Annotated in this window: 22 protein-coding genes; 12 read left to right on the forward strand and 10 right to left on the reverse strand. The window is 62.5% G+C overall.

Going from position 1 to position 24,033, the window contains the following annotated elements; all coding sequences use genetic code 11:
• Positions 1 to 5 precede the first annotated feature (5 nt).
• Genes N5P29_RS09985 through trxA form a run of 5 tightly spaced genes read left to right on the forward strand, consistent with a single transcriptional unit; the run spans position 6 to position 4,852 of the window.
• On the forward strand, positions 6 to 560 hold the full coding sequence (locus tag N5P29_RS09985) for a nucleotide exchange factor GrpE (protein ID WP_262278407.1): 555 nt from the start codon (positions 6 to 8) through the stop codon (positions 558 to 560).
• A complete protein-coding gene (locus N5P29_RS09990) occupies positions 553 to 1,485 on the forward strand; it encodes a DnaJ C-terminal domain-containing protein (protein ID WP_262278408.1) in 933 nt (310 codons plus the stop codon). Before N5P29_RS09985 ends, N5P29_RS09990 begins: the two co-directional genes overlap by 8 nt.
• The gene (locus tag N5P29_RS09995; RefSeq protein ID WP_262278409.1) at positions 1,482 to 1,790 is read left to right on the forward strand and encodes a chaperone modulator CbpM; all 309 of its coding nucleotides are present in this window, start codon (positions 1,482 to 1,484) and stop codon (positions 1,788 to 1,790) included. Before N5P29_RS09990 ends, N5P29_RS09995 begins: the two co-directional genes overlap by 4 nt.
• Positions 1,791 to 4,427 carry an ATP-dependent chaperone ClpB gene (gene clpB / locus N5P29_RS10000; RefSeq protein ID WP_262278410.1) on the forward strand — a complete coding sequence of 879 codons (2,637 nt, stop codon included), beginning with the start codon at positions 1,791 to 1,793 and terminating at the stop codon, positions 4,425 to 4,427.
• On the forward strand, positions 4,424 to 4,852 hold the full coding sequence (trxA, locus tag N5P29_RS10005) for a thioredoxin (RefSeq protein WP_262278411.1): 429 nt from the start codon (positions 4,424 to 4,426) through the stop codon (positions 4,850 to 4,852). The genes clpB and trxA overlap by 4 nt, the downstream gene beginning before the upstream one ends.
• Positions 4,853 to 4,964: 112 nt before the next feature.
• Here trxA and N5P29_RS10010 read toward each other — a convergent pair whose 3' ends face one another.
• The 3 genes from N5P29_RS10010 to N5P29_RS10020 all read right to left on the reverse strand — a co-directional run bounded on the left by N5P29_RS10010 (position 4,965) and on the right by N5P29_RS10020 (position 10,261).
• Positions 4,965 to 6,296, reverse strand: coding sequence for a sensor histidine kinase (locus N5P29_RS10010; RefSeq protein WP_262278412.1), 1,332 nt, complete (start codon positions 6,294 to 6,296; stop codon positions 4,965 to 4,967).
• Between the two features lie 78 nt (positions 6,297 to 6,374).
• Positions 6,375 to 7,709 (reverse strand): response regulator, encoded by a 1,335-nt coding sequence (locus N5P29_RS10015; RefSeq protein ID WP_262278413.1) that lies wholly within the window; start codon positions 7,707 to 7,709, stop codon positions 6,375 to 6,377.
• A 269-nt stretch (positions 7,710 to 7,978) separates the two neighbouring features.
• Complete coding sequence (locus tag N5P29_RS10020) at positions 7,979 to 10,261, reverse strand: fibronectin type III domain-containing protein (RefSeq protein ID WP_262278414.1); 2,283 nt, start codon at positions 10,259 to 10,261, stop codon at positions 7,979 to 7,981.
• A 189-nt stretch (positions 10,262 to 10,450) separates the two neighbouring features.
• Here N5P29_RS10020 and N5P29_RS10025 point away from each other — a divergent pair, with 189 nt between their 5' ends.
• The 6 genes from N5P29_RS10025 to N5P29_RS10050 all read left to right on the forward strand — a co-directional run bounded on the left by N5P29_RS10025 (position 10,451) and on the right by N5P29_RS10050 (position 14,938).
• Positions 10,451 to 10,960, forward strand: a complete 510-nt coding sequence (locus tag N5P29_RS10025) for a hypothetical protein (RefSeq protein ID WP_262278415.1) — start codon at positions 10,451 to 10,453, stop codon at positions 10,958 to 10,960.
• A gap of 113 nt (positions 10,961 to 11,073) precedes the next feature.
• On the forward strand, positions 11,074 to 12,684 hold the full coding sequence (locus N5P29_RS10030; protein WP_262278416.1) for a multicopper oxidase family protein: 1,611 nt from the start codon (positions 11,074 to 11,076) through the stop codon (positions 12,682 to 12,684).
• Positions 12,681 to 13,163 (forward strand): signal peptidase I, encoded by a 483-nt coding sequence (gene lepB / locus N5P29_RS10035; RefSeq protein ID WP_262278417.1) that lies wholly within the window; start codon positions 12,681 to 12,683, stop codon positions 13,161 to 13,163. Before N5P29_RS10030 ends, lepB begins: the two co-directional genes overlap by 4 nt.
• Before the next feature lie 107 nt (positions 13,164 to 13,270).
• Positions 13,271 to 13,861: a sulfite oxidase-like oxidoreductase gene (locus N5P29_RS10040; RefSeq protein WP_262278418.1), complete on the forward strand. Its 591-nt coding sequence runs from the start codon at positions 13,271 to 13,273 to the stop codon at positions 13,859 to 13,861.
• Positions 13,862 to 13,871: 10 nt separating this feature from the next.
• Positions 13,872 to 14,609, forward strand: a complete 738-nt coding sequence (locus tag N5P29_RS10045) for a ferredoxin reductase (RefSeq protein ID WP_262278419.1) — start codon at positions 13,872 to 13,874, stop codon at positions 14,607 to 14,609.
• The gene (locus N5P29_RS10050) at positions 14,606 to 14,938 is read left to right on the forward strand and encodes a DUF6510 family protein (RefSeq protein ID WP_262278420.1); all 333 of its coding nucleotides are present in this window, start codon (positions 14,606 to 14,608) and stop codon (positions 14,936 to 14,938) included. The genes N5P29_RS10045 and N5P29_RS10050 overlap by 4 nt, the downstream gene beginning before the upstream one ends.
• A 19-nt stretch (positions 14,939 to 14,957) precedes the next feature.
• Here the strand turns inward: N5P29_RS10050 and N5P29_RS10055 are convergent, their stop codons facing one another.
• The 7 genes from N5P29_RS10055 to N5P29_RS10085 all read right to left on the reverse strand — a co-directional run bounded on the left by N5P29_RS10055 (position 14,958) and on the right by N5P29_RS10085 (position 22,915).
• A complete protein-coding gene (locus N5P29_RS10055) occupies positions 14,958 to 15,962 on the reverse strand; it encodes a hypothetical protein (protein ID WP_262278421.1) in 1,005 nt (334 codons plus the stop codon).
• 146 nt (positions 15,963 to 16,108) lie between these two features.
• Positions 16,109 to 18,328, reverse strand: coding sequence for a catalase (locus N5P29_RS10060; protein WP_262278422.1), 2,220 nt, complete (start codon positions 18,326 to 18,328; stop codon positions 16,109 to 16,111).
• Between the two features lie 140 nt (positions 18,329 to 18,468).
• Positions 18,469 to 19,521, reverse strand: coding sequence for a helix-turn-helix domain-containing protein (locus N5P29_RS10065; protein WP_262278423.1), 1,053 nt, complete (start codon positions 19,519 to 19,521; stop codon positions 18,469 to 18,471).
• Between the two features lie 136 nt (positions 19,522 to 19,657).
• The gene (locus tag N5P29_RS10070) at positions 19,658 to 20,584 is read right to left on the reverse strand and encodes an EAL domain-containing protein (RefSeq protein WP_262278424.1); all 927 of its coding nucleotides are present in this window, start codon (positions 20,582 to 20,584) and stop codon (positions 19,658 to 19,660) included.
• A gap of 295 nt (positions 20,585 to 20,879) precedes the next feature.
• The gene (locus N5P29_RS10075) at positions 20,880 to 21,647 is read right to left on the reverse strand and encodes an Rv2133c family protein (RefSeq protein ID WP_262278425.1); all 768 of its coding nucleotides are present in this window, start codon (positions 21,645 to 21,647) and stop codon (positions 20,880 to 20,882) included.
• A complete protein-coding gene (locus N5P29_RS10080; protein ID WP_262278426.1) occupies positions 21,647 to 22,198 on the reverse strand; it encodes an Rv2134c family protein in 552 nt (183 codons plus the stop codon). Before N5P29_RS10080 ends, N5P29_RS10075 begins: the two co-directional genes overlap by 1 nt.
• 24 nt (positions 22,199 to 22,222) lie before the next feature.
• Positions 22,223 to 22,915 carry a histidine phosphatase family protein gene (locus N5P29_RS10085; RefSeq protein WP_262278427.1) on the reverse strand — a complete coding sequence of 231 codons (693 nt, stop codon included), beginning with the start codon at positions 22,913 to 22,915 and terminating at the stop codon, positions 22,223 to 22,225.
• 205 nt (positions 22,916 to 23,120) lie between these two features.
• Between N5P29_RS10085 and N5P29_RS10090 the strand changes: the two genes are divergently transcribed.
• Entirely contained in the window at positions 23,121 to 24,002 is an 882-nt protein-coding gene (locus tag N5P29_RS10090; protein ID WP_262278428.1) for a GAF and ANTAR domain-containing protein, read from the forward strand.
• Positions 24,003 to 24,033: the final 31 nt, after the last annotated feature.

Here is a 24,033-nt window from a genome sequence, read left to right on the forward strand (position 1 = left end):
CGACCATGAGAGACCAGGCAGGGGCCGCAGAAAAGGCCCATCAAGAAAGTGCCCAAACAAACAGCAGCCCGCCCGATGAAACTGATGAGAGGGAGACCGATGCAGTGGCACAGGGGGATGCCTTGGCCAAGATGGAGGATCAGTGGCGCCGTGCGCTCGCAGACGCGGACAACCTCCGAAAGCGCGCTGCGCGGGAGGGCACCCAGCTAAGGGCACAGGAACGCGCAGCGGTGTCCTTGGCGTGGCTGCCCGTGTTGGACAATCTGGAACTGGCGTTGGAGCACGCGCCTGCGGGTGGAAGTGACCCATTTGTGGAGGGGATAGTTTCAATCCGGCAACAGGCCGTGGATACCCTGGCGCGTCTGGGCTACCCACGAATCGATGCTGAGAACGTGCCCTTCGATCCCCGGATCCATGAGGTTGTCAGCGTGGTTGAAACTGACGACGTTCCCCCTGGGACGCTGGTGAGGGTGCTGCGTCCTGGCTATGGAAGTCCGGAGCACACGCTACGGCCAGCCGCCGTTGTGGTGAGCCGGGCGGTGACCCCGGATCGTGGCTGAGGATTACTATTCGGTTCTGGGGGTCACCCGCACAGCGAAGCCAGACGAGATCCAGCGCGCTTACCGGAAACTCGCAAGAAGGCATCATCCCGATGTCAACCGCGATCCTGGTGCCGCGGACAGGTTCAAGGAAATCGGTGAGGCCTACGATACGTTGTCGGATCCTGAAAGCAGGGCCCGTTATGACCGCTTCGGTGCCGAATACCGGCAGTACTCCGGCAGCGGCGGGCGTCCGGGTACGAGAGGCGCCGGGCCCGGCCCGAGGCCGGGTCCGCGGGCCGGGCGCACCGCCTATGGCAACGCGCACGTGAATCCTGGAGACGACGTCGACTGGGAGGATCTGCTGGGTGGCTGGTTCCGGCAACAGGCAGGAGGCGCGGCCCGGGGAGCGGACCACGAAGCCGAGCTCTGGTTGCCCCTCGGAGAGGCGGTCCGTGGCGGCCGGCGGACCGTTCGCCTGGCCCAGCAGGATGGTGCAACCCGGGACTACGACATTGACGTGCCCCCCGGCGTGCTCGACGGACAGCGTATTCGGCTTGCGGGGGAGGGCGCTGCGGGACGGGAAGGCGGTCCGCCGGGGGATCTGTCACTGACTGTGCGCATCCAACCGGACGCCACATACCGGCTTGAGGGACGGGACATCCACTTCGATCTTCCTGTCACTCCCTCCGAGGCCGCCTTGGGGGCCAGGGTCAAGGTAAACGCGCCGTCGGGACCGGTCACGATTACCGTCCCGGAGGGTTCCTCCAGTGGTCGCAGGCTCCGGCTTCGGGGCCAGGGCATGCCTGACCCCGGCGGACAGCCAGGGAATCTCTACGCAGAGATCCGCGTCATGGTGCCGCCGCGGCTTAGCAGTAAGGTGCGCAAGCTATACGAGCAGCTTGGCGAGGTATCCGATTTCCACCCGAGGGAGGGGCTGCTATGAGCCGGGAATTTCCACTCGCCTATCCGTGGCGCTTGAATCTCGAGGCTGTGGCACGCAGCAGCGGTGTCCATCCCGACGTCGTCATGCGGTTCGTAGAGCTTGATCTCATTCGCCCGTTGGGCGATGCGCCGGGCGGGCCGTGGTTCAGTCCCGGGGTCCCGGGGCTTATTGCCCGCGTCTTGAGACTTCATTCGGAGCTTTCACTTAATTACGCGGCAATCCCGCTGGTACTCGACTTGCTGGTGCGGGTCGACTTGCTGGAACGACGACTGGTTGAAATCACGCAGGTGGAAGGGACAGCTTAAATGAACATGGAGAGCTTGACGCAGAAGTCGCAGGAGGCCTTGGCGGAGGCCCAACGGATTGCCCAGCGGAACGGCCACACTGAAACAGACGGCGAACACCTGCTGCTGGCCTTGCTGGAGCAGGAGGATGGCCTTGTCCCACGATTGCTGACCGGGATGCAGGTGGACGTGGATGAGTTGAGGGCTGATGCTGAAGCAGAGCTGAGACGCAAACCAAAGGTCACCGGCCCGGGGGCAGCGCCTGGGCAGTTATATGTGAGCCGCAGGCTTGGCGCACTTCTGGACGCATCGGAACGCGAAGCCAAGCGGCTCAAGGATGAGTACGTCTCCGTGGAACACCTGTTGGTTGCCCTCGCGGAAGAAGGCCGGTCCACTGCGGCCGGCAGGGTTCTGGCTGACCACGGGGTCACCCGCGAGGCATTCCTTTCGGTACTGACACAAGTACGGGGAAATCAGCGCGTCACTTCGGCAACCCCGGAACAGACCTACGAGGCTTTGGAGAAGTACGGCCGTGATCTGGTGACGGACGCCCGCACCGGAAAGCTCGATCCGGTGATCGGCCGCGACGCGGAAATCCGGCGGGTCGTGCAGATACTTTCGCGTAAGACCAAGAACAATCCGGTGCTCATCGGGGAGCCCGGGGTGGGCAAGACCGCCATCGTGGAGGGTCTGGCCCAGCGGATCGTCCGGCAGGATGTTCCTGAGGGACTGAAGAACAAGACCATCTTCTCGCTGGATTTGAGCGCCCTTGTGGCCGGCGCCAAGTATCGCGGCGAATTCGAAGAGCGTTTGAAAGCCGTACTGGCCGAGGTATTGGCCGCAGAGGGCAGGATCCTGCTGTTTGTCGACGAGTTGCATACCGTCGTCGGTGCAGGTGCGTCGGAGGGGTCCATGGACGCCGGCAACATGCTCAAGCCAATGCTGGCCCGCGGTGAGCTGCACATGATCGGGGCGACCACCCTCGACGAATACCGAAAACACATCGAGTCGGACGCGGCCCTGGAACGCCGCTTTCAGCCGGTCATTGTTGAGGAACCGGACGTGGAAGATGCGATTTCAATTCTTCGCGGGCTGCGGGAACGGTTGGAGGTGTTCCACGGCGTCCGGATCCAGGACAGTGCTTTGGTGGCTGCTGCCACCTTGTCCCATCGGTACATCACAGACCGGTTCCTTCCGGACAAAGCCATTGACCTCGTGGATGAGGCGTGTGCCCGGCTGCGGACGGAAATAGATTCGATGCCTGCGGAACTGGATGAGCTCACCCGGAAGGTCACCCGGCTCGAAATTGAAGAGGCGGCACTCTCGAAGGAGTCCGATCCTGCCAGCAAGGCCCGGCTCGAGGAGTTGAGGCGTGAATTGGCGGACCTGCGGTCCGGGGCCGACGCGAAGCGGGCTCAATGGGAAGCCGAGCGCCGGGCCATCCACAAGCTGCAGGAAATCCGTAGTGAGCTCGAGCGGTTGCGGCAGGAGGCTGAGGAAGCGGAGCGGAACTACGACCTGAACCGCGCGGCGGAGCTGCGTTACGGCAAACTTGCCGACCTCGAACGACGGCTTGCTGCCGAGGAGGAACGCCTGACCGCGAAACAGGGGGAAAAACGACTGCTTCGCGAGGTCGTTACTGAGGACGAGATCTCTGACATCGTCGCCGCCTGGACGGGCATTCCGGTGGCCCGCCTGAAGCAGGGCGAACGTGAAAAAGTTCTGCATCTGGACGAAATTTTGCGCGGCAGAGTCGTGGGACAGGAAGAGGCAATCAGCGCGGTATCGGACGCCATCATCCGTGCCCGCTCCGGAATTCGGGATCCTCGTCGGCCCATAGGTTCCTTTATCTTCCTCGGTCCCACCGGCGTCGGAAAGACCGAGCTGGCGAAGGCACTGGCTGCGGCGCTCTTCGACAGCGAGAACGCAATGATCCGCCTGGACATGAGCGAGTACCAGGAGCGCCACACCGTGAGCCGCCTGCTGGGGGCGCCTCCCGGCTATGTCGGTTACGACGAAGGCGGACAGCTCACCGAAGCCGTGCGTCGAAAGCCATATTCGGTGGTGCTGTTCGATGAGGTGGAAAAAGCCCACCCGGACATTTTCAATACCTTGCTCCAGGTCCTCGACGATGGGCGGATTACGGATTCGCAGGGCAGGACGGTCGATTTCCGCAATACAGTGATCATCATGACCTCCAACATCGGCTCGCAGTATCTTTTGGAGGGTTCCGCAGAGGGCGGGACGATCACAGAGGATGCCCGCCGCATGGTGATGGGAGAGCTCCGGGCCCATTTCCGCCCCGAGTTCCTCAACCGTGTAGACGATACTGTCCTGTTTGCGCCCTTGGGACTTCCGCAGATCGAGCGTATCGTCGACCTCCAGTTCCAGCAGTTGCGGCAACGGCTCGCCGAGCAGCAGATAGAGCTCCACCTGACCGAGGAAGCGCGCCTTCTCATTGCCGAACGCGGCTTCGATCCGGTCTACGGAGCGCGTCCCCTGCGTCGCTATATTTCCCATGTGGTGGAAACCCAGGTGGGCCGTGCCCTGCTCCGTGGCAGCATTGCGGAGGGCGGAGTGGTGACAGTGACCCCATCCGGCGGAGAGCTGGTGGTTGAATACAGCGCCATGGACCTGGAGGAGGCCGCAACACCATGAAAAACTCCATTATCAAATGTCCCCATTGCGGCAAATCGAACCGCGTCCCCGCCGTAGCCGAGGGCCGGCCGCGTTGCGGACATTGCCACCGCGACCTTCCCTGGGTGGTGGAAGCCGGGGACGATGACTTCGGTGAAATCGCCGAGCGGTCCGGCGTTCCGGTGATGGTGGACTTCTGGGCGGTGTGGTGCGGGCCCTGCCGGATGGTGAGCCCGGTGCTGGACCAGTTGGCGCACGAACGCGCGGGGCAGATCAAACTCGTCAAGGTCGATGTGGACCGCTCGCCGCAGCTCTCCGCCAGATTCGCCATTCAGGCCGTGCCGACGTTGATGGTCATCGTCGACGGCAAAATTGTCGCGCGGCAGGCCGGCGCAGCTCCGGCCCCCGTGCTGAGGTCCTGGCTTGAAGGGGCACTGACCGGCTGACACCCCAGGAAACTGACGACGGCGGGCGGTCGGTGACCGCGGGCCGGGCTGCGAGCTGGAAATCGACCGGCGGTATGTTCGACCAGGCAGCGGAGCCAAGCCCCAGGCAGAGTCACCTCCCGGGTCCTCCGTCTACGGCCAGGTTCCTGCGGTTCCACCGGGAGGCTCGACCATTGCTGGTACCAGGCTTCTGTGGTCCGGCCAGAGTCACGCGGATGATCGTTCCGGCACCTGGCGAGGACCTGACGTCGAGGGCGCCGCCAGCGTGCTGGATGGTATCGCCGAGAATTCTTAGGCCATAGTGGCCTTCCTGGCTCTCCAGGTTCGGTTCAAAGCCGTGACCGTTGTCACTGACAGTGATCTTCGTGAAATAGTCGGATTGCCTGATCCGGACATGGACGAACGTCGCCGAAGAGTGTTTGGTTGCGTTTACCAGTGCCTCCCGGACCACCCGGTACATGAGGGCCGCACGGTCCCGGTCTGCGATCAGTTGCTCGGGGAGTTCCATCGTGAGGGTAATGCCCCTGGCCACCAGTGGAGCCGCGAGTTGCGTGAGCGACGCCTTGAGGCCCAAACGCTCCAGGTCCGGAGGGTAGAGTTCGTTGGTCATTGCCCGCAGTGTCCGTACGGTGTTTTGCAGCATCAACCGAGCGTTGCTGAAGACGGGCCGCAAATCGGCCGGTCCCCGGCGCTCTTCGGATTCCAGCGCGTAGGCCAACCCCGAGAGATCTTGGATGACGTCGTCGTGAAGTTCACTTGCTACCTGCCGACGCTCCTGGTCGGAAGCTTCGATGGCGTATTGCAGGAGGGCGTGCTTGGCTGCTTGGTGTCTTTGTATTCTCCGGGCCAGCCGGACGGCCGGAAACAGTTGAGCGAGCTGAAGTGCCGCCAGGGACAGGAGCATCGGAGGGATCATGCTCATCAGTACCGCGTGCTGCTCGCGGCGGACGTTCTCACCGGAGGAATAGGTTTCGAAGATCATAGGCGCGCCGCTGACGGAACGGGACCGGACGTAAACTTCCACCAGTTCGCCTGCACCTGATTCGTAGAGATTTTCCTGTTCGGTTTGGGCTTCCAAAGTTGCAGTTGCCGGGCCGCCCTCCAGGAGCTTGCGGGCCCATTCTTCCTGCTCGAACCGCTGTCCTATCAGTGAATCCATATCCGAGTAGACCACTTTGCCCTGTTCGTCCCACACTTTGATTCTGGTGAGCGTTCCCGTGCTCAGCCATGGGACCAAACGCTCATGGAGCAAGTCCAGGGCGGGGCGCTCCTGGGCCAGGAGTTCGGTCGTGAGGAGGGGGCCGACGACGTTGTCGGCCAGTCGCTGCGTCATGTCGCGGGCGTTGGCGAGCGCGTGCTGTTCTGCTTCGGCGCGAATCCAGAAGATAACGGGCGTTGCGAGCAGTACGAGCGCCACGAACCCCGCGGTAAGGAATCGCGCCACTGCTGTCTGGGCTTCCCTGCGCGCAACGGTGCCGGGCTCTTGTCTGTTTGGTGCCCGGTCCACGCTGCGGCATCCCGGTCAGTGTGCCGGGCGCCCGGGTGACGCCGGGTTGCTGCCCAATCCGGCTACCAATGACGGATGAACAATCATGTTGCCGGCCCGCGCGTGCCTCAGGGTATCCAGCATTACTCCAAGGGATCCGTCCTTTGGCATAAAGGCACAGATTCCCATGCCCGCCGCTTGGCGTAGTGCTTCCTGGGACGGATTGCCCGTCAGCATGACGATCCTTGTTCCAGGCTCGAGGGCGAGGATGCGTTCGGCTGCGGTCAGCCCTGAACCGTCAGTGAGGTAGAGATCCATGAGCACCACGTCAGGCCGCGTCTTTTGATACATCGTTACGGCCGCGGCGGCTGATCTCGCGGCCCCTACGCTCCGCATATCAGGTTCTCTGTCCAGCGCGCCGGCCAGAAGGTCGGAGAAGGTTGTGTGGTCATCGACGATAAGTATCCGCAGGCGTTCGGTGTCGGGCAGGGCCGATGGCTGGTTGATGGCCTTGGAGCCAAGCGGATTCGGCCCTGATGGGTCGTGCCCGGCAGCCGTGCGTGCCAGTAGCCTGGCTTGAGCCTCTGCCAGTGCCTTGTTCGGCGTGCAGCCTAGTTCGTTGGCCATGACTTTGCGGCAGCGGTCAAAGGCCGTCAGGGCCGCGACCACATCGCCATTGCGCTCGAGTCCGAGGATCAGGGTGGTCCAGGCCCGTTCATTAAGTGGATCCAGCCTCGTGACCGACTCGCTCATAGCTATTGCCTGGCCCAGTTCCCCTTGAGCGAGGGCAAGCTCGGAAGCCTTCACTTTGGCGGCTGCGACGCGCGTAGCGTGCAGTGCCCGTTCCTCCTCCGCCCAAGCAGGCAGGAGTTCGTCGCCGAGTAAAGGTGCCGACGCGATCTCGAGAGCTTCCGTGAGCAGGGCCAGGGCCCGTACTGGTGGAGCTTTGCCGGCCTGCTTGGTCAGGGTTCCAAAGCGGTCCAAGTCCAGGTCCACCATGGTTGTGTCGATGGCGTGCCCGCCCGTGACAGTGCGTATGGGTCCCGACCTTCCAGTACCGGGCTGTAGGTGACGGCGCAAGACACTGACGTAGCTTTCGAGCGTAGGCAGAGCGACAGCTGGCTGGTTGCCCTCCCACAGCAGATCCATTAGCCGGGCTTTCGAGACTGCAATTCCGAAATTAAGCAGAAGAATTTCCAGGACCTGCCGGGGTTTCGGTCCGCCGAGGTCGTTGGCGCTCAGTTCAGTATCGCCGCGATGGACCGCCAGTGGACCGAACATCCTTATTTGAAGCTTGGGACCGCGGCCTGCAGGCGTCGTCGTTTCTGGCGCCGAGGGGACCAGCAGGTTGGCCAGGTTGAGAGTGCTCACGAGGTATTCCATCGGGTAGTTGCAACGCGTCCATTCCATTCAATCCACCGGCGGAGGCCCGAACAACAGTGGTGGATACTTGCTTTGAATCGCGCGGATACGTGGATCGGGGGGCCAAGTACTCGGATTCACTTCCGGCCACTACCCGACCCTCCGTACTGGCCGCCATCCTCGGCTTCCGTCCCGGGATTCCGCACCGCGCATGAGCAGGGGCCCGGCATCCTCCTTTCCCAACGAAGGATGCCGGGCCCTTGGCGGGTGTGGCGCGGCTACTTGTTCACAACGGTGATGGGACCAGCCGTACCGCCGAGCGTGGATTCGACCCAGATGGTGCCGGGATTGGTCGCCGGTGCGTTCCCGTCCCGCAGCCGAAGAGTGAAGACGCCCCCGGTCTCAGGCGCCACTGCCGCGGTAACTGGCGCCGTGCCTATAACAGTGCCCCCGGGCCCGCCAACGCGGATGCTGATTGTCCCACCCACGGCGCTGCTGGTACCAGTGACCCGGAAGTCGCGGCTCTTCCACTGCGCTTGGCCTGCGGTAACCCGGTCCGCAACAGGAGTTACAGTGACGACGTCGGTCTTCGCGCCACCGCCAGCGGTGACTGTCAGTTCGAACGTGAGTGGTTTGTTGGTCATGGGGTACTTGTAGACAGGAAGGCTGAACGTGGGCTGCAGCGTGGTGCTGCCAGCCAATGTGACCGCATCCGGGTCCGTAGGGCTGGCCAGGACCTGCCGCCACTGGTAGGTGGCACCCGCGGTGGTTGAGCCTGTACCGTCAAGCGTCACGGTGGTCGCCGTCGTGCCTCGGTTGACGTTTTGGTCGGGTCCGGCGTTGGCCACTGTTTCACCCTGGACAGTGACCGGATCGCTCATGGGGGATTCGGGGCCGTCTCCGTTGATGTTGGTCGCCCTTACCGTGAAGCTGTATTGGGTGTCTCCGGCGAGTCCCTCGTAAACGAGGCTGGTCACGTCCCCTGCCACCTTCTGCCCGGTCCCAAAGGCAACACCCTCCTCGGTGAAGGCCTGGACAGTGTAGCCCGAAATGGTCAGCCCTTCGGCGCCAGGGTTGGGTGGCGACCATGACACCGTGGCGTTGCCCTTGCCCGCCACGGGCGCTCCGGTGAAGGCCGGAGCATCCGGAACGGGGTCGTTGGTGATGATGAATTCGACGCTGCCCTTGTCCGAGACGTTACCCGAAGGATCTATGGCAGCAAAGGTGAATTTGCCGGAGTCAGTTACAGGAACCGGGTCTTTGTAAAGGGTGGCTCCCTCAGCGGCTACGCCGCCGCTGCCGATGGGGTCGCTCCCATCCACCGTGTAGAAGATGTCGCAGCCCTGTTCGTTCGCGGTCAGCGTTAATTTCTGGGCCGTCGAGAACGTGCCCCCACCAGGCGATGCCGTCACAGTCGGCTGCGTCGTATCTGTTTCAGCGATGAACGGAACAGCGGGGAATGTTTCACCGGCTGCGCTTACCGACACTACGTAGACATCGTAATCATCCCCTGAAGGGAGGTTCTTGATGGTGGTGCTGGAGGCCTTGGGATCGCTGATCCTTACCCCCGCCTCGCTTTGTTCATGGCCGGTTACGGTGCGGCCGACGGCGGTGACACGGTACCCGGTGATGGCGGGAGTTCCGGGTATTGCTTGAGCCGGGATCCAGTTGACCTTCACGTCGCCGTTGACCTTGGCTACTTTGACGTCGGTGGGTCCTACTGGACCTGACTGCAGCGGGCCGTTGGGACAGCCGCCCATTCCCGGGCCGCCCAACTCCCCGAATTCGGCGATGGTGAGGCCTTGCCGGTTGGCGTCAGCATCTTCGACTTCCCACGCCATAGCGCGCTCCCCGGATGCCGCGGCGGCGATTCCGGCGGTGGCCGCGTCATTGAATTCGTAGGTGGCCGTGAATGTTCCGTCATTGCCGAAGACAAGGCTTGAGCTGTAGCCGTCTGCTGCGGTGAGCGGACCGGGAACCGCTCGGATATCGCGGCGGCCAACACTGGTGTCCTTGAGTGCAGGTTCGACGATCCGTTGCTCCATTTGGGCGGGGTTGACGCCGGCGCCGGCGTGGCCCCTGACAGTCAGCGTGGTGCCGGACAGAGACGAATGTTCGGTGACGTAGGCGTCCTGGACGGTGGTAGCCCCCGCATCGGCGCCATTGAACTTAATGGAGACGACGTCGCCGGGTTGTATGTCCGGGGTGACATTCAGGCCGGTGCCGGCGCCCCAGCAGTACCCACCGGGGTGGTTGATTTCGAAGGCCACGTCCCCTGCGGTGACAACGCCCTGGGCGGACCCGATAACCCCTGCTCCTTTCCGGGTCACTTCCACCAGAGCGGTCTGCCCCACACGGTCCTGGTAGCCCTCGATGGTGATGAAGTCCCGGTCGGGAAAAACCACCAGGTTGTCCGGGAAAGTGGGTACCGCCGCGCTGGCGGAGGGAATAGCCATCAGGGACGTGGCGCAAAGGACTGCGGAGACGCCGGCGATGGTACCGGCCCTCCCGTACCCGACGCGTAACCGCGGCCCTCCCGGCTCGTGCAGTTTTGAATTCATGACAACCTCACTGGTCCTGGGTATTTGAGCGCGTTGTCCACGCGTGACCTGACACTAGGAAGGCGACCTTGCGGAAAGGCTGTCCTGCTGGGAGTTGTCAGGAAAGCCATTCCAAGTCGGTGCCGGCAGAATGGTCAGTCCGCCAGGACCCCAAGGGTTTCCCTAGAAATGGCGGCGACACTGGGCGCCATGGCATGGATTGCAACCACCAGGCGCATCAGGGTCCTTGTTCCGCTCGTACTGCTGATGCTCGTAGGGGTGCTGTTAACGGTCATCGTGACGGCGGCACCCAGGAAACCCCCGGCAATGCTGGGTGCCTCCGGAAGCCTCGAGGGCGGGCTGGGACGCATCAATGGCGTCATTCCCCTTGAAGTCGACGACTGGAGGCCCCCAACAGACACGGCGGCGCTCGCCGGCCCGCCGGCCCAGGAAATGCATCGCGTCCGCATCCTCGTGGAGTTCACCGCCATGGAGAAAGATGGCATCACCTTTGACCCATCCCTGTACTCCGTCTCGGCCCTGGGCAGCGGCACCTGGCAACCTGTCTGGGCAGCGCCCGGGCCTGCTCTCGTCAAGCAAGGCGAGAGCATCGACGCCACGCTGGTCTTCGAGCTTCCGGACCGTGCAGTGGACCTGATCCTCGAGGTGCCTGGCGGCGCGGGACTTTCCCTTGGGGGAGGGCATCACCGGCCCAAATAATCAACTGGGTCCGCGGGAGGCATCCAAGATTTTCCCAAGATCAGAGCACTGCGGGCAGGGAATCCCCAAGCTGGACACGGCAGAGTCTGGGTATTGAGCAAAGGAGGTACCTGATGTCCATTTCACGCCGCCAGGTTCTGTTGGTCGGAGGACTGGGAGTCCTCGGGGCAGGAGCCGCGATGTTCCCGACCGGTTCGGTGGAGGCCAAATCCGCCAGCCGCATCAGTGATAACGAGATGCCACGACCCTTCCAGGCAGACTTTGTCCAGGCGCCGTTGCTCGCGCCCTATGCAACAGGCACCGATCCCGCTGACGGGTTGCCGGTCAATTACTACAGGGTGACCGAAAAGGCCGAAACAGCCCGCATCCTTCCTCGATTGACAACCCCCATCCTGGGGTACAACGGCGTGTTTCCCGGCCCTACCATCAGCCTGGACCAAGGCACCAAAGCCGTGCTGCGGGTTCGTAACCAGCTCCCTGCCCAGCACGCGTTGGACGGACACGCGTTGTCCACGTCCACCCATCTGCACGGCTCGGCCTCGTTGCCGCAATATGACGGCTACGCGTCCGACATCACGCACCCCGGCTTTTACAAGGATTACCACTACCCCAATTTTCAGCCCGCACGCACGCTCTGGTATCACGACCACGGTGTCCACTTCACGGCCCTCAACGCATACTCCGGCCTCGCAGCGCAGTACCACATGCACGACCCCATCGAACGCCAGTTGCTGCCGCAGAATCGCTACGACGTGGCCCTGACCATCAACGACGTCATGTTCGCCTCCGACGGCTCACTCGGCTACGACGACAACTCGCACTCCGGACTGTGGGGTGACGTGATACTGGTCAATGGCAAGCCGTGGCCGGTCATGAAAGTGCAGAAACGTGTCTACCGCTTCAGAATCCTGAACGCCTCCATCTCCCGTTCCCTGCGGCCCACCTTGAGTACCGGAGATCCCTTGATAGTGGTGGGAACCGACGGCGGCCTGATGCCGACGTCCCAGAGCGTGGCAAGCTATCGGCATGGCGGCGCGGAGCGTTATGAAGTCCTGATCGATTTTCGCAAGTACAAGACGGGCCAGCGGATTGAACTAAGAAACCTTTCCAACAAGAACAACGTGGACTACGACTACACCAACAAGATCATGGCCTTCGATGTCATCGACGATGCCGTGGACGTGACCGACCCCACCTGGAACCGTATCCCCACCACGTTGACAGGCAGTGAGGCGATGTCGTTGAAGGCCAGCCAGGCGGCGAAAACCCGGGCGTTTCGTGTCAAGCGCAGCGACAGCACAAATATGTGGACTATCAACGATGACAGTTGGCAGGACGTCATAGCGAGCGGCTACAAGAAGGTTGCCGCGGACCCCGCGCTGAACTCGGTGGAGATCTGGGAGATCGAAAACAAATCAGGGGGCTGGTTCCACCCGGTCCACATTCACCTGGTCGATTTCCAGATCCTCAGCCGGAACGGTCAGGCACCGTTCGCCCACGAAAGGGGGCCCAAGGATGTGGTGTATGTGGGTGAGGACGAGAAGGTCCGTCTCCTCATGAAGTTCACACCCCACGCTGGCCTCTACATGATGCACTGCCATAACCTTCCCCATGAGGATCACGACATGATGGTCCAGTTCCGGGTGGGTCTCAAAGAGTCGGATGTGGATGTCAACGACCCCATGACCGCGGCGAAGGCTGAGTGGGATGGCGTGAAGGAATGAGCACGCGTGCCCTCCGCGGCCTCTCGGCGGCAATCGTCCCGCTCATAGTCATCCTTGCCGCCAGGGCGTGGCTGGTTGAACCCTTCACGGTGTCCTCAGACAGCATGGAACCAGCTATCGACGAAGGTTCGGTGGTGCTGCTTTACAAATTGGCCGCGCCTTCGGGGCTTGTACGCAGGGGCGCTGTAGTGGCCTTTGCCGACCCCGAAGACGGCAACACCGCCATCAAACGGGTTATTGCACTTGAGGGTCAGGTTGTAGCCATCCGCGATGCGGAGCTCTATGTGGATGGGCAACACATAAGAGAACCCTCCATCGATCACAGCCGCATTGATGCGACATACTTCGGGCCGATGACTGTTCCGGCGGGGATGATCTTCGTGCTGGGCGACAACCGGGGCGTGTCCATCGATTCCCGGGACTATGGTGCCGTGCCTTCAGCCGCCGTTCGCGGCATTGTCATGATTGGCCTTCACTGATTCCGTCCGCACCGTATGGTTGATCTCTGGACCGGGGCCCACGCTTGACCTATGGTGGGGGCATCAGCGGTCATAAGCCGGGTGGGGCTCCATCGCGGAGGTGCATCATGGGTATCATTTCGTCCGGATTCCGTGGGCGGCGGTCGGAGAACGCTGCACTGCCTCCTGGGCAGCACCTAACGCAGGACTTTCCCGTCCTGACGGCCGGGCCGGCCCCGCTGATCGCCCTGGACTCCTGGGAGTTCTTCATCGCCGCAGAAGAAGGCCAACGGCATTCCTGGTCCTGGGATGACTTCAAGGCCTTGCCACAGGAGGAAATTACCCAGGACATCCACTGCGTGACCAGCTGGTCGAAACTGGGAACAGTGTGGCGCGGGGTGTCGGTGGATACTCTTTTCCAAAACGTTGAGACAACCAGCAACTTCGCCACGGCACACTCGTTCGGCGGCTACACCACGAATGTTCCACTGTGGGATCTCTTGGGTGGAAAGGCGTGGGTGGCCTGGGAGTTCGATGGCGAGCCGCTGGCCCGGGCCCATGGAGGACCGGCACGGCTCCTGGTGCCGCATTTGTACTTCTGGAAGAGTGCCAAATGGATTCATGGCCTTGAGCTGACGGGGCAGGACGTTCCCGGTTTTTGGGAATCGAACGGCTATCACCTTCACGGCAATCCCTGGCGGGAGGAGCGGTACTCATGAGGCAGCTGCCGTGAGCTCCGTGTGGCAGGTCGCTGAAGTGGTCGGCGGGATGGACGAGAACGCCTCGGCCAGGACAATCCGCCTTCGGGTGGACGGCCTGATGGGACATCTTGCGGGGCAGCACATCGACATCCGCCTGACTGCCGAGGACGGCTACGCCGCCATCCGCTCATACTCTGTGGCCTCCGCCGCCACGGACGGGCAGCTGGAGATCACCGTTGACGAGCTGCCCGACGGCGAAGTGTCGCCTTACCTTGTCCGGGACCTGATGGTGGGGGACCGCCTGGAGATCCGGGGACCCGTGGGCGGCTGGTTTGTCTGGCGGCCCAGCAACGTCAACCCTGTTCAGTTGATCGGAGGAGGTTCGGGCGTGGTGCCCTTGATGTCCATGATCCGGGCACATCAGGCGTCCGGCAGCACATCGCCTTTCCGGCTCCTTTACTCACTTAAATCGCCCGAGACGTCCCTTTATGGCGACGAACTGGATCGTTTGGACCGCGAATCGGACAAGTTGACGGTTGACTACGTCTATACGCGTTCGACGCCGGAGGGCTGGCCCAGCACGCCGGCCCGCCTCACGCGGGACACACTTTTGGCCAGGATTTTCCCGGCCGATGAGAACCCGGACGTTTTTGTGTGTGGACAAACCGTTTTTGTGGAGGCTGTAGCGGACTGGCTCGTAATGGCCGGTTACTCGTCGGAGTCCATAAAGACCGAACGGTTTGGCGGAACGGGAGGCATTCAGTGAGCGGCGCCCATGACTTCACTTTCCCCGAACGCGAGGATCAGGACATTGCCGCGGCAGCTCATGACCCGATCCCTTACGTGGACGGGAACGCAGCGGCGGGCGCCCTGTCTGAAATCTTCCGCATCGACATCATTGCCGCGCTTGGACGCTGCCGGCACTGCGGCTCAGTGCGCGCTTTCGGGGCGGCCATGGTCTTCACCGATGCTCCGGGCATCGTGGTGCGCTGCCGCGATTGCCAGGGCGTCCTGCTGCGGCTTGTGCAGACGCCAACCCGATACTGGTTGGATCTGAGCGGGCTCAGCTACCTGGAGATTGACCGCGAGGAGTAGCCCGCTGCCATACGCCCGCTCATGTGTCGTCCCCCTCGTCCGCAAGCGTATTGCGCCGTTCCTCTTCACGTTTGGAATACGCGGCCGCGCGGACTGCCTCCTCGGATTCCAGTCCGCTGCCAAGGGCCCCGCCGACGGTGGCCGCTGAGGCGACAAACCACGTCAGTATGAACAGGTCGCCGTAATCAAGGGGGACCTTGAGGTAGCCCCCCATAACGGCAGGGTCGAGCACAAACAGGGCCCACGCCAGATTCACTACGTAGAGCGCCAGATAGCAGATGACCACCCCAATGGTGAGGGTAATCAGGGTGGAAGTGTTGTAGAGACGGGATTGTTCCTTGGTTGCCTCAGAATTGTCCTCAGCCTTATCCCACAGTCCGGCATCGACGACGAGCCAGGCAACCACCAGGGCAATTGAAGCGAGCATGGCAACGATGAGGCGCCAGGGCGACAAAGAGCCAGCCAACAACCAAACCGTCGAGTTAATCGTCGCGACCGCTCCCGTTGCCAGTGCCGCGACGAGAGCGGATTTGAGCCCGGGCACCAATAGCCAAGGCCGGTTCGCCAGGACCATTCCCACCAGCAACCTGAAGCGGCTGGTGAAGCGGGGGAGCGGCTCACTTTGCTCGTCTTGCGCAGTACCGTCCAATCCGCTGACGAGTGACCGTACTGCGTGTCGGCCGCGCTGGTGCATGTGTATTCCGCCGAGGGCCGGCAGAGACAATACAGCCGCGCGTTGTCCAGGGTCGGTCTCAGCCAGCAGGTACCGGCCGTCGTCTTCGTCGCGGAAGGGAAGCTCGGTCAGCCCTATGACCACATCCCATTCGTGGTCGCGGGCATGGTCCCGGAGTCGCGCCAAGGCGGTGTCAACATCCTCGGAACCCATGCTGAAGGGCTCACTGACTACCTCAATGTTCCACGCCGGATGGCCCTTGCCGCTTGGCGGCTTGAGGTCACACAGTCGGTGTGCAAGCTGCGTGGGCGCGGCGGGGTCGGCCATAAGGCCGACCTGAAGCGGCTTCACCACCGCAACCTACCACAAAACGGCAGTGGAGCCGACCCCACCGGCGGCCAATGTCCTGCCTTCAACCGAACTCTTTGGCAGGCAGGCTTTGATTGGATGCCGATGGGGGCGACCCCACTTTCCGGGTTCTCCGGGCAGGCAGGCTGTTAGGCCGACGCCGGCGCGAACCGCTCCCACACCCGGTGGGCTGCCAGCAGCCCGACCAAGTCCTGTGCCAGGGATTCACCGTTCTTCCCGGTCACAATGCCCGGCGTGCCTTCGGGAATGCCGGCCGCAGCCAGCGCCGCTGAACCGCCATCCAAGGTGGCAATGGCCTTAGCGTGCCGGAAGGCTTCGGTCAGCAGCAGTACTGCCCGAGGATCCAACTCGCCACCGGGAGCGCCCGCCTTGGCATCGAGCCCGGGTGCTGCGTCAGCTGCGGGGGCGGCAGCCGTTGCGACAATAACCGCATCAAACTCTGTTGAACGGGCGGTGAGATAAGTACGCTGCACGGGGATCCCGCCGTCGTCCTCCGCTCCCAGGAAGCCGCCTTCCGGCGCGATGACCAGCGGCACGATGCCCTCGGCATCCAGGGCCTTCCGGGCTGCCTCCACAGCGGAAAGGTCGCTGTCCTGGTCGGCGAGAATTCCTACGATCCGGCCGGCGACGGGCCAGGTTTGACCTATCTGCGAAAGCGCGGGGCTCGGTTCGGCGTCCGGCACCTCGAGAGTCGCTGAGGGTGCTGGAAGGCCCAAACCCTTGGCCACCGCGGCGCACAGATCGGCGTCGATGTTGGCCAAAGCGGCGAGCTGCCGTTCGCGAATGGACTTCTCGTAGCACTTGCCAAGCTCGAACGTGTAGGCCTGGATCACGTGATCCTGCTCGATCGGGCTCAGGCTGCGGAAGAAGAGCCTCGCCTGGCTGTAGTGGTCGTCAAAGGTCGCCGGGTTACGGCGTTCCTTGAGTGACGCAGCGATTTCTTCCGGGACATCGATGAACGCTCCCACGTCCTGCCCGGCATGGAACGGGCAGCCGCCGTCCAGGGAGTTCGGGCGGTAAGGGGCGACCCCGCCGTGGACCGCCTGCTGGTGCATCCCGTCGCGGAGCATGTCGTTGACAGGCGCCTGCGGCCGGTTGATGGGAATCTGGCCGAAGTTGGGTCCACCAAGGCGTGAAATCTGGGTGTCCAGGTACGAGAAAAGCCGGACCTGCAGCAGGGGATCATTGGTGACATCGATGCCGGGAACCAGATGGCCGGGGTGGAAGGCAACCTGCTCGGTCTCGGCGAAGAAGTTGGTGGGATTGGCGTTGAGGGTCATGATGCCAATGGGCTGGACGGGAGCCAGTTCCTCGGGCACGAATTTGGTGGGGTCCAGGAGGTCAATGCCTTCGAACATCTGGTCCTCGGTGTCCGGGAACGTCTGGACTCCGAGTTCCCACTGGGGGTAGGCGCCTGCTTCAATGGCGTCGGCCAGGTCCCGGCGGTGGAAGTCGGGGTCCATGCCGTTGATGATTTGCGCTTCTTCCCACATCAGGGAGTGGACACCCTGCTTGGGCTTCCAGTGGAATTTCACCAAGGTGGTGCGTCCCTCCGCATTCACGAACCGGAAGGTGTGGACGCCGAAGCCTTCCATGGTCCGGTAAGACCGGGGGATGCCACGGTCGGACATGTTCCACATGGTGTGTGCCTGGGCCTCGGTGTGGAGGGAGACGAAGTCCCAGAAGGTGTCGTGGGCGCTCTGTGCCTGGGGAATCTCGCGATCCGGGTGCGGCTTTGCTGCGTGCACGACATCGGGGAACTTGATGCCGTCGTGGATGAAGAAGACAGGAATGTTGTTTCCCACGAGGTCGTAGGTGCCTTCGTCCGTGTAGAACTTTGTTGAGAAGCCACGGGTATCGCGGACCGTATCCGCTGAACCGCGGGAGCCAAGCACGGTGGAGAAGCGGACGAAGACAGGAGTCTCCACATCCTTGGCGAGGAACCCGGCGCGGGTGAGGTTGGCTGCGGTGCCGTAGGAACGGAACACACCGTGGGCGCCTGCTCCGCGGGCGTGGACTACGCGCTCAGGAATGCGCTCGTGGTCGAAGTGCGTGATCTTCTCCCGCAGGTGGTGGTCCTGCAGCAGGATGGGGCCACGCGGGCCGGCCTTCAAGGAATGGTCGGTATCGCCCAGGCGAAGTCCTTGGGCTGTGGTCAGGTACTGGCCGGACTGGGCACGTGCAGTGGCCGGCGCCCCAGTGGGAGTACCCGTTGGCGAGACAGCCTCGGGCGCGCGCTGGTCCGGCTTGGGCGGCAGGGGTTCGCGGGGAGTGGTGGGTTCTTCCAAGCTGGCCGGCTCGCTGCCAGGGACTCCGGGGATGTTGATGTCGCGTTTCTTGTCCGCCATGAAATTCTCCTCAGAATGGGTAAACCAGCAGTGTTCTACCGATGGGGCGAGATGCTAAGCATGCTTAGCATGTTTTGTACCCTAGGGAATGTTGTTCAACACTGCAAATTAAATTCGGCCCAAGCGTGGAGAATGAAGCGCTACGACCCCAGGAGCTTTCGCAATCCGGCGGCGTGTATTTGTGCGAGTCCAGGTTGGTCCTGCAAGTCGCTGAGCGAGGGTCCGGTGGCGTCCTTGACCGCGCGGCGCATGGCTTGCAGGTTTGTGAATCCGCTGGCCTCGGCAATGTTGGCCAGCGACCGCATCCAGGAATTTGCGTCGGAGAGAAGTTCCAAGGCTTCTATAGTCCGCAAAGCGCGGATGAACTTGTTCACCTGCAGGGCTTCGGCCTCGAAAAGGTAGTACAGGGCCCGGCGGGAAAGGTGTGAATAGGCCACTACCTGCTCAACGCCCAAATCCGGGTTCCTGTAGTTCCTCCGCATGAACTTCTTGACCGCCGCTATGCGTGCCGGTTTTACATCCTCGGCATCGACGCGTGTTTCCAGCAGTGAGCCGATAAGGCCGGTCATCATGGATCGGTAGACCGGCTGAAGGCGGCCAACTTCGCGGTCCACGTTTGCGTCTTGCCAGCTGGTCAAAGCCGGAAGGATCAATCCGCGGACCAAGGGGTGATCCCTGATGTCGGCCAGGCCCTCCAAGCGTTTTATTGATTGGCTGCCCAGTCCCAGCAGTTGCCGGTCAAAATGGATTCTGACTGCGCTGAGACCCTTGGGTGCGTGGAAACTCCCGGCGGCTGAATGGTCGAGGAACCTGACGGTCCCAGGGGAAATTTCCTCGGATCGTCCGGAGAAACTGAATCCCGCGCATGAACTGCGGAAGTACACCAACCAGTTTTGGGCGGGAGCCGGGGCCCTCCAGTGGCAGATGGCCGGTTCGTTGACGACGTCCACGAGGCTGAAGCCGGGGCCCTCGAGGCTGAGAGCTGTCGGGTTGAAGCCGGGACGGATCTGTCGTTCGGTCTTCTCCAATCGCGCAGGGGTGTCGATGGCGCTGCCATACCAGCATCGCCAGTGTTCAAATTTTTCCTCCAAATCCAGCCCCGCCGGGATGGTGTAGCGCTTGATCCCTTCACCCCGGTGGGCGTGGGCATCGCGGGAAAAATGATCGGGGCCGGTCGAGGGTGTGCATTTCATGGGGTATGGCCTTTTGGCTGTCGGGCAGCCGTGGTTCTGCTGAGCAGTTCTGCTGAACTTCAGCTGCGCGCTCGTGCGATGGGAAGTTACAAGTCTAGGTACAGCGCAGGGCATGCGTGTTCACCAGTGGTGGACATCACAGCTCCTGCCATGTCCACCACACCTCCGGTTCGACGGCGGGATGCCCGAGCAGATATCCCTGCCCTGCGGTTACTCCCAGCTCCCTTAGTGCTGCCAGTTCTCCCTCGGTCTCGATTCCTTCGGCAACCAAGGTCGCTCCAATACCCGCAGCGAACGTCACCATGGCCGCTCCGAGGGCCTTTTTGGCCTGGTTCCCTTCGATTCCGGAGACGAGGTCCCGATCCAGCTTGATCACGTCGGGCTGCACGTGAAGGATGTGGCGCATCGATGCAAACCCCGCGCCGGCATCGTCAACCGCGATCCGTAAACCGAGCGCGCGTGCTCGCGCCAGGGCTGCGCAGAGAGATGGGTAGTCCGTCACTGGACTGTGTTCGGTCAGCTCCAGGACGATTCGTTCGGCAGGCAACGATGAGCCCTGAAGAATGGCGTCCATGCGCGGATCACAACATGCCTGTGGAGACACATTCAGGGAAACGTAGAGATGGGGCGGGAGTGCTGCGGCGGCCGCGAGTGCACTCTCCAACGCCAGGAATTCGAGCTCAAGTACACATCCCGCGGAGGCCGCGTCGGCAAACCAAGCGTCAGGTGCCTGGATGGGCCAGCCGGAGAAGCGGGTCAGGGCTTCGACGCCGGTGACCTCGCCGGTTTCCAATTGATGGATAGGCTGAAAAGCCGTTGACACGGCCCGGCTGCTGATAATGTCCTGCACCTTGGCGCCCAGCCTTTCATCCGCCGGGCCTGCGCCGCTCCCAGGGGCTGTCAGCTCGGCGGCACCCTTGCGGCCGGTGGCTTTGAAGGCGAGCTGAACCAGCACTGACGAAATAATTCCTGCTGCCGCGCCCGCGAAAAAGACATCCGGCCCGGCACCTTTGCGGCGTGCACCACTGCGCACTGACTGTGTGATGGCTGTGAAGATCACCATTGCAAAACACTATGGTTCCCTTGGGGAGGGAAGGACGCGCAGCTGTATCAATCTGTGCAGTCTTGGGCCCGGTCCGTTACTTTTCGTGCAAAGCAGTGAAGGACCTCGGGCTCGTTGCACGAATTGAATGCCCGGGAGGAAATTTTTTGCACGCAACGGCATCGGGCCCGTCCGTTCGATCCGGGATCGGCGGCTAGGCTTGTCAACGTTCCTGTCCCGCCCGGCCATCCCCCAAGTCGCTGGGCGGGACGGGGACCTTACCGCCGTCGTCGAAACCGTTGGAATTCCCGCCCTGCTAGAACAGCGGCCATGGGACGGCCGGCATGCCGCCCTGCGGCGCAGGAAACCGTCCGACAGCGCACAATCGTAAGCAACGCCCATGAAGCGCTGCTATTTCCTCGGCGGTGAGCAACCCGGCCAAGTCGCGACCAAGGTCGCCGTCCAGTCCTTCGCGGACACGCTCGACGCCTTCACGTTCCTCGTCGGTCAGGGAGTCTCCCAGCCAGCCCCAAAGAACTGTGCGCAGCTTGTGCTCGCTATTGAATGTCAGCCCGTGGTCCACCCCGTGCCGGTGCCCGTCAGGCATGGCAAGGATGTGGTTGCCTTTGCGGTCAGCGTTGTTGACGACGGCGTCGAACAGGGCCATCCGTCGGAGGGCGGGCGAGTCTTCGTGGATCAGGGCGACCATTCGCCCGTTGTCGTCCTGGCCTTCAAGAACGGCTTTCCAACCCGCATCCGGCACATGGTCCGTCGCGACCAGGTCCACCGGGGTTTGCCCGGGGTCCTGCTCCTTCCACAGCTGCACCATACCGGTCCCCAGTGGACCGTCCCTTAGCCACGTTCGCGGCACGATGTTCCAGCCGAGGAGCTGGGATACCAGATAGGAGGCTACCTCCCGGTGCGCCAGCGTCCCATCCGGAAAATCCCACAGCGGGCTCTCACCTGCTATCGGCTTGTAGACGACTGTCACCTCGCCGATGCTGCCAAGAAACGTAGCGTTCGACGCCGTCGTGATGCGGCCGGTAAGCGTCAGTTCGTCGGCGACCAGGTCCGGTGCGGCCATCAGACCTCGGGAAGCGTGCAGGTGTGACCTTCGGCGTCCATGGGGTACCCGCAGATGTCGCAGCTGGGGCGGCCTGCGGCGACGATTTCGAGGGTGCGCTTGGTGAACGCGCGGGCAGTGCCTACCGGCATGCGCACCAGCAGCATCTCCGTGTTCTCGGGTCCGTTGCTTTCGAGCGGTTCGTCGAGCTCGTCAACGTCGGCATCGATGGGGTAGGCCTCAATGACAACCTGCGCCGTGGTGGGATCCCAGCCCAGGCTCATTGCACCAGCGCGAAACTGCTCCACGGGAGCCTCAAGCGGCTCATTGTCATCGAGCTCGGAAGGACTGCTCGAGGGAACGCTGAACGGGTTGTCCTTAACGGTGCTGAGCTGGTCCAGGAGTTCGTCGATCTTCTCGGCTAGCTGCGCAGACTGCTGCTTCTCAAGGGCAATACTCACGATCTGCGTCCCCGCGCGCACCTGCAAATAGAAAGTGCGGGCTCCTGGGCGGCCAATGGTGCCAATGACGACCCGGTCCGGCCAGGCAAATTCGTGAACACGCGTAGGCATGTCAGTATTTTATGCACATGCGGTTCACGGCGTCTTCTGTCCGGCCCCGCCACCGACCTGCGCATCGCCGGAAGCCATGCCCTTCGCCAGCCAGGACAGGTCGCCCGCGTCTGTATTGGTGGCATAAACGCTCGGGCGATCGGCACCGTAGTGCACGATTGACACGGAGGCGGGACTTACATTGATCCGCTGGAACAAGTCCAGGTGCATGCCGAGGGCGTCGGCGAGGACCGACTTGATGACATCGCCGTGACTCACTGCCACCCAAACGGCTCCCGGGCCGAACTCCGCCTCGAATGCGGCATCGTGGCGCCGAATGGCGGCTACCGCCCGCGCCTGCATCCCGGCCATGGATTCACCACCGGGAAAGACGACGGCGGATGGTTGCGTTTGGACTGTTGACCATAATGCCTCGGTCGCCAGCTCACTCAGGGCACGACCCTGCCACTGACCATAATCGCACTCGGTGAGATCGTCGTCGATTGGCGCGTGCGGCCTGCCGCTTTGGCGCTGAAGAATGAATTGGGCTGTTTCCCGGCACCGCTCAAGCGGGCTGGAAACTACTCCTGCAACGGGCACCGCTGCCAACCGGTTCGCCGCCGAGGCGGCCTGTTCCCTTCCGGTCGAATCCAGGCTCACGCCTGCGGCCCGCCCGGCCAGTAGTCCGGTTGCATTGGCCGTGGTGCGGCCGTGCCGCACGAGGATAACTGTCGCCATCCACCCAGCCTAACCACCTGATCCGGGGTGCTGTGAACCGTTTATACGGAAGGAAGGCTTGTGAAACTGAGGGTTTGAAAGAAGCCACATAAATGCGGCATAGTGGAGTCAAAATTTCGCTGAAGAAGCCCGGCGCCCTTTTCGCTTTACCGCGGAGGTTTGATGCGCCCGCCTGCCCACCGTCAGTTCCTCTCGGGAGATTGACATGGAAACCCGGGAACAAAACGAAGACTTCAAGCTCCTCCATCAGTTGATCGCTGCTGGAGACGTCAGGAATTTCCTGGACGGCATGACGCAGTATGCCGCCACGACGCTGAGCCGGGCTGCCGGCGTGCGTGTCGAGTGTGCCGTGACCTTGTGGAGGCGTAAGCGTGCGGTCACCGTTGCAGCCAGCAGCGACAGTGCCCTTCTGCTGGACGGTATTGAGCGGGCCATCGGAAGCGGTCCTGCGCAGGAGGCCCTGGAAACATCGAGGTACGTTCTGCTCGCAGACGTTTCCACCGAGCGGAGGTGGCCCGAATATTGCAAGGATCTTTCCGCAGCGGGTTTCCGGAGTGCTTTGGGTGTTCCGTTGTCGTTGGGTACGGACTCATCGGCAGCCCTGAACTTATTCGCGTCGGAAGCCGGGAACTTCACGCAGGACGCCATTGGCGAAGCTGAAGTATTCGCGGACATAGCCGCCCAGGCGCTGCGGCTTGCCCTGCGTATTTCAACAGCTGACCTTTTGGCCGAGGACCTGAAAGCGGCTATGGCCCGGAGGACTGCCATCGACCTTGCCTGCGGCATGATCATGGCCCAAAGCCGCTGCACCCAGAGCGAAGCTTTCGCTTTTCTGCAGCAGGCATCCCAGAACAGAAACCAGAAACTGCATGATGTCGCCGAAGGCATTATCGCGGGGATTTCCGAACCGCAGGAACCACAAAGACGTTCTTTCAGGACTAAGGGCTGCGCCCCGGAAGCGTGGCGTCCGGCGGGGCGCGTTGCGTACGAACGATCTGTGCGGTGGACTATCGTGGTGCGCTGTCCTGAACCTTCAGTTCTCACTATAATAAGGATACTTATCAACGTCGGCTCCTGTGGACTGTGAAGCGGCGCGGAAAGGTCAAGAATGATGGCTG

It is taken from the genome of Paenarthrobacter sp. JL.01a (assembly GCF_025452095.1).
Taxonomy (GTDB): Bacteria; Actinomycetota; Actinomycetes; order Actinomycetales; family Micrococcaceae; genus Arthrobacter.

Excerpts from the sequence above, each read along its gene's own strand:
- N5P29_RS09985 (WP_262278407.1), top strand. The coding sequence starts at position 6 with ATGAGAGACCAGGCAGGGGCCGCAGAAAAGGCCCATCAAGAAAGTGCC.
- N5P29_RS09995 (WP_262278409.1), top strand. The coding sequence starts at position 1,482 with ATGAGCCGGGAATTTCCACTCGCCTATCCGTGGCGCTTGAATCTCGAG.
- clpB (WP_262278410.1), top strand. The coding sequence starts at position 1,791 with ATGAACATGGAGAGCTTGACGCAGAAGTCGCAGGAGGCCTTGGCGGAG.
- trxA (WP_262278411.1), top strand. The coding sequence starts at position 4,424 with ATGAAAAACTCCATTATCAAATGTCCCCATTGCGGCAAATCGAACCGC.
- N5P29_RS10020 (WP_262278414.1), bottom strand. The coding sequence starts at position 10,261 with ATGAATTCAAAACTGCACGAGCCGGGAGGGCCGCGGTTACGCGTCGGG.
- N5P29_RS10025 (WP_262278415.1), top strand. The coding sequence starts at position 10,451 with ATGGCATGGATTGCAACCACCAGGCGCATCAGGGTCCTTGTTCCGCTC.
- N5P29_RS10030 (WP_262278416.1), top strand. The coding sequence starts at position 11,074 with ATGTCCATTTCACGCCGCCAGGTTCTGTTGGTCGGAGGACTGGGAGTC.
- lepB (WP_262278417.1), top strand. The coding sequence starts at position 12,681 with ATGAGCACGCGTGCCCTCCGCGGCCTCTCGGCGGCAATCGTCCCGCTC.
- N5P29_RS10040 (WP_262278418.1), top strand. The coding sequence starts at position 13,271 with ATGGGTATCATTTCGTCCGGATTCCGTGGGCGGCGGTCGGAGAACGCT.
- N5P29_RS10060 (WP_262278422.1), bottom strand. The coding sequence starts at position 18,328 with ATGGCGGACAAGAAACGCGACATCAACATCCCCGGAGTCCCTGGCAGC.
- N5P29_RS10065 (WP_262278423.1), bottom strand. The coding sequence starts at position 19,521 with ATGAAATGCACACCCTCGACCGGCCCCGATCATTTTTCCCGCGATGCC.
- N5P29_RS10070 (WP_262278424.1), bottom strand. The coding sequence starts at position 20,584 with ATGGTGATCTTCACAGCCATCACACAGTCAGTGCGCAGTGGTGCACGC.
- N5P29_RS10075 (WP_262278425.1), bottom strand. The coding sequence starts at position 21,647 with ATGGCCGCACCGGACCTGGTCGCCGACGAACTGACGCTTACCGGCCGC.
- N5P29_RS10080 (WP_262278426.1), bottom strand. The coding sequence starts at position 22,198 with ATGCCTACGCGTGTTCACGAATTTGCCTGGCCGGACCGGGTCGTCATT.
- N5P29_RS10085 (WP_262278427.1), bottom strand. The coding sequence starts at position 22,915 with ATGGCGACAGTTATCCTCGTGCGGCACGGCCGCACCACGGCCAATGCA.
- N5P29_RS10090 (WP_262278428.1), top strand. The coding sequence starts at position 23,121 with ATGGAAACCCGGGAACAAAACGAAGACTTCAAGCTCCTCCATCAGTTG.